Origin of the sequence: Streptomyces capoamus (assembly GCF_014654935.1) — a bacterium.
GTDB classification, from domain to species: domain Bacteria; phylum Actinomycetota; class Actinomycetes; order Streptomycetales; family Streptomycetaceae; genus Streptomyces; species Streptomyces capoamus.
In genome coordinates, this window is record NZ_BNBF01000032.1 from 9,628 (window position 1) to 15,141 (window position 5,514).

Below are 5,514 nucleotides of genomic sequence, written 5' to 3' on the forward strand. Positions count from 1 at the left end.
CGCGGCAGGGTGGTGCGGGTACCGGGCACGGAGGTGGCCCGCAGGTGGAGCGGGGCGATGATCCGGCGGGTGATCTCGGTGCCGTACGGGCGGCCCGTCACCTCCTCGATCACCATGCCGGCCAGCACGTAGTTGGTGTTGGAGTACCGCCAGGAGGTGCCCGGCGCGAAGTCCGGCGCGTGCCGCAGCGCGAGGCCGACCAGGTGCCGCGGGGTGAGGGTGTCGTAGCGGTGCCGGGAGAAGCCGGCCGCGGTGAAGTAGTCGCGGGCGAACTCCGGGTCCTGCAGGTAGTCGTGGATGCCGCTGGTGTGGTTCAGCAGTTGCCGCAGCGTGATCTTGCGGCCGTCGTGGCCGTGGCCGCGCACCACGCCCGGCAGCCACCGCTCCACCGTGTCGTCCAGGGAGAGCCGGCCCTCCGCCTCCAGCTGGAGCAGCACGGTGGCGACGAAGGTCTTGGTGATGCTGGCGATCCGGTAGTGGTCGGCGGCCGAGCGCGGCCTGCCCGTGCGGGTGTCGCCCACGCCGGCCGCGGCGGACCAGGTGCCGTGGCCGTCCCGCACGGTGACGGTGGCGCCGGGCGCGCCGGCCGTGACGGCCGCTTCGAGGGCCTCGCGGGTCGCGGTGTGCCCGGAGGACGCGGAGGACGCGGGTCCGGCCGCGACGGCCGGGCCCGCGAGGGCCGCCGAGAGGAGCAGGGCGGCGGTGGCCGCCAGAGCCGTGCGTACGCGCATGTCGTCCCCAACCTGTGGTGTGCGGTGCGGTCGGGGGGAGGGACCCGGGGTGGTGTGCACAGGGTTGCCCGTGTGTGGGCCGGTTGAGTGACTTTCAGCCCTTCTTCAGCACCAGCTCGGTGTTCCGGTCCGACGCGGTGCCGGCGAGGGTGGTGCTCGCGCCGGGGGCGTTGTAGGACAGCTCGCGGTACAGGGCGGCCAGGCCGGTCTGGGAGAGGTCGGCGTAGTCGGTGCGGTGCGGGGCCGCGGACTCGATCAGGGTGGTGAACAGGGAGACGGTGCCGTCCTTGTTGTCGGCCAGCTCGATGATCCGGGCGAGCTGCGGGTGGTCGACGTGGGAGGCGGTGGAGATCTCCCAGAAGGAGCGTCCGCCCGGGGCCCGGTGCGGGGTGACGACGTTCTTGTGGATGTGGCCGTTCACCCAGGCCAGCACGTTGGCGTGGGCGGACAGCACGGAGACGACCTCCGCACCGCCGTGCCGCTTCTCCCCCGGGCGGGCCGGGTCGGGCCGGGTGTTGGTCATCGTCTTGCTGGTGTGGTGGCTGAAGACGACGGCGTAGGAGTCCTTGTTGTCCTTCAGCGTCCGGTCGAGCCACTTCAGCTGGGCGGTGCCGAGGGAGCCCTCGTAGTGGCCGCCGGCGTCGGTGGTGTCCAGGCTGATGCCGATGACGTCGTCGGAGATGCGGAAGGCGTAGTACTGGGTGCCCGCGTCCAGGTTCGCCGAGGAGTAACCGTGTCCGGCCGGGCCGTGCCCCTGGTACGCGGGATCGAGGTGGGCCTTGAGGTAGTCGGCCTGGGTGTACGGGGCGCGCCTGTCGTCCGGCGTGACCGAACGCATCGAGCGGGCGTGGGCCTTCAGGAAGTCGCGGTAACCGGCGCCCTGGGGATCCTTGGCGTTCTTGATGGCGTCCTGGAGCTTCTTGGCGTCGGCGGCGGAGACGTCCATCAGCTTCTTCCCGCCGACGGCCGCCTCGGCGAGGTAGGGGTCGGCGTGGGAGCCGTAGCAGCCGAGCGGGAGGGCGTCGTGGTTGCCGACGGTGGAGTACCAGGGCAGGGCGAGTCCGGGGCTGCGCACCTCGCGGATCGCGGCGGCCAGAAACTCCTCCAGGTGGGGGAAGCCGAGCGCCTTGTCGTGGTCGCGGGTGGCGGAGCCGGGCTGCCAGTACAGCTTCAGCCCGCTGTTCTGCACGCCCTCGTAGTGCCCCGTCGCACCGGAGTCCGGGGTGATCCGGCCGCCGCTCATCACCTTCATGAACCACTCCAGTTCGGAGCGGGCGTTGTTGTCGGTGTTGTCGCCGGTCGTCATGACGAAGTGCAGCGGGGCACCGGTGGCGGGCGCGCCGCGCAGCGCGTTGACCCGCTCCACGAGGGAGATCGCGCCGGGCACGGTCAGCGCCTCGTGCGGACGCCAGGCGTGCACGTCGTGGGAGCGCAGGTACTCCAGGCGCAGCGGGTGCTGGACGTCCATCAGGTGCAGGTCGGTGAACTGCACGAACGCGGCGAGGGCAGTACGGCGGGCCGCCCGGCCGGACTTGGGGGCGGCCAGCTCGTCGCGTACGACCCGCTGCCAGCCGGGGCCGTCGCCGAGGCGGCGGTAGCCGGAGCCGTTCCGCGGGGCGGCGACGGAGGCGAGGGTGGTGCCCTTGGTGTAGGGGGCGAGCGGGGCCGCGGTGGCCTGCCGGGACCGGGCGACCGGTGCCCCGGCGGTGGTGGCGGCCTGGCTGTCGGTGGGGCGCAGGGCGTAGCCGGCGCCCGCGCAGAGCGAGACGGCTCCGGCGGCGGCGAGGACGGTACGGCGGTTGACCCCCGTGGCGGAGGCGGTGACAGAGCGTGTGCGCGACATGGCGCGATCTCCCCGAGTGCGAACGCGTCGGCAGTGGTCGCGGGCCGTCGCGGACGCGAACGTCCCGCTCACTGTGGATCGTTGGCAGCGGGGATGGCCGGTGCGTGAACGCGGCGGCAACGCGCGGCGCAGATCACCGGACGTGGATCACGGGGTACCGGGCGCGGTCACGGAGTGGAACGCGCCCGGCCCGGGGACGGTCACTCCTCGTTCACCTGCCGGGGTAGGGGGTGGCCGTCGAGGCGTCCGTGCGGCGGGCGTTCGCGCCACAGCCGCAGCGCGGTGTCGACCAGCCGGATGCGGGTCAGTCCGGGTACGGCGGCCAGGTCGTGCCAGGCGGCCAGGTCGGTGGAGCCGCCGATCTCGTAGCGGAGTTCACCGCCGGTGATCTCGGCCTCGTACAGGATCCGCACCCCGTGGTGGTCGGTGCGGCGCCGTGGGCGCCCGCTGGGGAAGACGTGCCGGGAGGAGTCGATGCCGAGCAGACCGGTCACCCGGACCTGGTAACCGGTCTCCTCGGCGACCTCGCGCCGGACGGTGTCGTACGGGTCCTCGCCGTGCTCCATGCCGCCGCCGGGCAGCACCCATTCGGGCGTGCCGTCGGCCGCGGGCGAGCGGGCGAGCAGGAGTTGTCCGTCGCGGACGCACACGGCGTAGGCCGCCACCCTCAAGTTCCGTCGCATGACCGGACGTTAACGCGCCCGGTCCGGGGCGGCGGGCGAATATCACGGTGCCGACCAGCACAGGGGCAGGGCGGACGGGGTCCACCGGGCCTCGGTGAGGGTGAAGCGGACCGCCCGGCTGCCGTCCGGGCCGAACTCGGTGCGGGCCTCGCCGGTGAGCTGCAGGGTGTCGCCCGTCTCCCAGTCCAGGAAGAGCAGGCCGGCGCGGGGGTCGGCGTGCAGGTTGCCCAGGCTGAGGAACATGGCGTTGCCGGAGTAGTCCGGCCAGGTCAGCTCGTTGGGTGAGGTCACCCGGACGAAGCCGGGGTCGCCGCCGCGGTGGCTGGCGTCGGCGCCGGTGCCGTGCACGGTGGCGAGGAAGAAGGTGTCGGCGGCCCTGATGAAGTCCGCCTCCCCGGTTCCGAGTGCGGTGAGGTGGCGCGGGGCGCCGGGGGCGCGGGAGACCGTCCGGTACGACTCCCTTCGGCGGATGTACTTGGGACAGTTGGAGAAGACCTGCTCCGCGTCGACGGTGAAGCCGGTCGCCGTCGGCGTGAGGCGGCCGTTGAGGCGCATGCGGCGGCGGGTCCGGGGGTCCAGGGCGAGGGTGCCGACGGCGGGCGCCCCGCGGAAGGGGTGGGCCGCGGTCACCGACACCCGCCGGGCCCCGGTCGCCCGCACGAAGCCGGGCGTGCCGGCGAGGGCGTGCGCCCACACCCTCCCCGTGCCCGGGTCCGCCGCGCCCACGATCAGCAGGGGCTGCCGCTCCAGGAAGGCCGCCGCGACCGGTGGGACGGTCCGCCCGAGCGAGCGGCCCACGTGGTCGGCGCGGTCGCGGACACCGGCCCGGTCCTGCACGGCCCGCGCCCCCGCGTGGTACACGGCCATGACTAGAAGAAACCGCAGGTCGGGGCGGTGGCGTGCGGGGCGGTGGCGGTTTCGGCGCCGTGCGGGACGGAGATCTCCAGGCGGGTGCCGTCCGGGTCGTGGAAGAAGATGCCGCCGGAGGCCGAGCCCTCCCGGTGGGCGACCACGCCCTCATGGGCGAACTGCGCCCCGGCGGCCCGCAGTGCCGTCTCGTACTCCCGGACCCGGTCGACGGACTCGGCGGTGAAGGCCAGGTGGTGCAGTCCGGCCCGGCCGCGGTCGTACGGCCCGTGCGCCTGCTGCCAGAGGGTGAGGACGGGCTGGTCGCCGCCGGTGCCGAGGAACGCGTAGCGCCGGTCGTCCTCCTTGCCCTCGGCGAGCAGGGTGAAGCCGAGGACGTCCCGGTAGAAGGCGAGCGAGCGGTCGAGATCGGTGACGTTCAGGCCGGTGTGGCCGGTGCGCAAGGTCATGGCTGTCCCTTCGGCGTGCCCTGGCTGGGCATGTCTAACCGTTGTCACTGACGTTAGACGGTTAGTTCCGAGCGAGTCAACCGGTCACGTACGCTTGAGTGGTTAGCCGAGAAGGAGGACCCGATGTCCACCGCCCGCGATCCCCGCCCGCTCACCGGCGAGCCGCTCGCGCTCGACCTGCTCAACACCCGGTGGAACCGGGAGGGCGCCACCCAGGACCTGCTCGCGGACACCGACGGGCTGGCGGTGTGGCTCACGGGCAACGGGCTCGCCGGGACGTACCCGGCCGACGCCGGGGTGCTGCGCCGCCTGCGCACCGCCCGGGACGCGATCAAGGCCGCGGTGGACGGATCGCCGCGGGAGGCGGCGCCGCTCGTGGACGCCGTACTGGAGCACGGCCGGATCCGGGCCCGGCTCACCGCCGACGGGCCGGCCGAGGAGGCCGAGTTCGCCGACCCCGCCTGGGGCCCGGCCTGGCTAGCCGCCCGGAACTACCTGGAGCTGCTCACCGCGGCCCCGGAGCGGATCCGCAGCTGCGCCGGGGGCCACTGCATCCTGTACTTCTTCGACACCTCCCGGAACGGCACCCGCCGCTGGTGCTCGATGGCGGCGTGCGGCAACCGGGCCAAGGCGTCCCGGCATTACGCGCGTTCGAAGGAGAACTGAGCGGAAACCAGGACGAACACCCCCTTGTCCGCGCGAACCCCATCGCGGGTTTTCCCCATACTCAGATCTCGATTCGGTCAACGGTCACCAAAATAAGGACCCTTCGGTCAGGCTGAGCGCTCTCGTCCGCTCGTTCCTTGACCTGAGGGATGCCGATGACCCACACGCCCGAGCGTGATCCCATATCCGGCCCGAGACGCCTGGCCCGCATAGCCGTGGCCGTGGGCGTGGTGGCCGCGCTCTCCGCGGCCGGGCCGATACCCCTGGCCCTCGCC

The 5,514-nt window shown here is 73.2% G+C and carries 6 protein-coding genes; 1 reads left to right on the forward strand and 5 read right to left on the reverse strand.

What is annotated here, in order from left to right:
• The 5 genes from IE312_RS43040 to IE312_RS33745 all read right to left on the reverse strand — a co-directional run.
• The coding region (locus IE312_RS43040) for a serine hydrolase domain-containing protein (protein ID WP_229900750.1) at window positions 1-731 on the reverse strand (731 nt) is incomplete at its 3' end.
• Window positions 732-825: 94 nt separating this feature from the next.
• Entirely contained in the window at window positions 826-2,574 is a 1,749-nt protein-coding gene (locus IE312_RS33730) for a TIGR03767 family metallophosphoesterase (protein ID WP_189986036.1), read from the reverse strand.
• A gap of 200 nt (window positions 2,575-2,774) precedes the next feature.
• Entirely contained in the window at window positions 2,775-3,239 is a 465-nt protein-coding gene (locus tag IE312_RS33735; RefSeq protein ID WP_189986080.1) for an NUDIX hydrolase, read from the reverse strand.
• 60 nt (window positions 3,240-3,299) lie between these two features.
• Window positions 3,300-4,124, reverse strand: coding sequence for a pyridoxamine 5'-phosphate oxidase family protein (locus tag IE312_RS33740; RefSeq protein ID WP_189986037.1), 825 nt, complete (start codon window positions 4,122-4,124; stop codon window positions 3,300-3,302).
• A 2-nt stretch (window positions 4,125-4,126) separates the two neighbouring features.
• Window positions 4,127-4,573, reverse strand: coding sequence for a VOC family protein (locus tag IE312_RS33745; RefSeq protein ID WP_189986038.1), 447 nt, complete (start codon window positions 4,571-4,573; stop codon window positions 4,127-4,129).
• Window positions 4,574-4,696: 123 nt separating this feature from the next.
• Here IE312_RS33745 and IE312_RS33750 point away from each other — a divergent pair, with 123 nt between their 5' ends.
• Entirely contained in the window at window positions 4,697-5,239 is a 543-nt protein-coding gene (locus IE312_RS33750; protein ID WP_189986039.1) for a CGNR zinc finger domain-containing protein, read from the forward strand.
• Window positions 5,240-5,514: the final 275 nt, after the last annotated feature.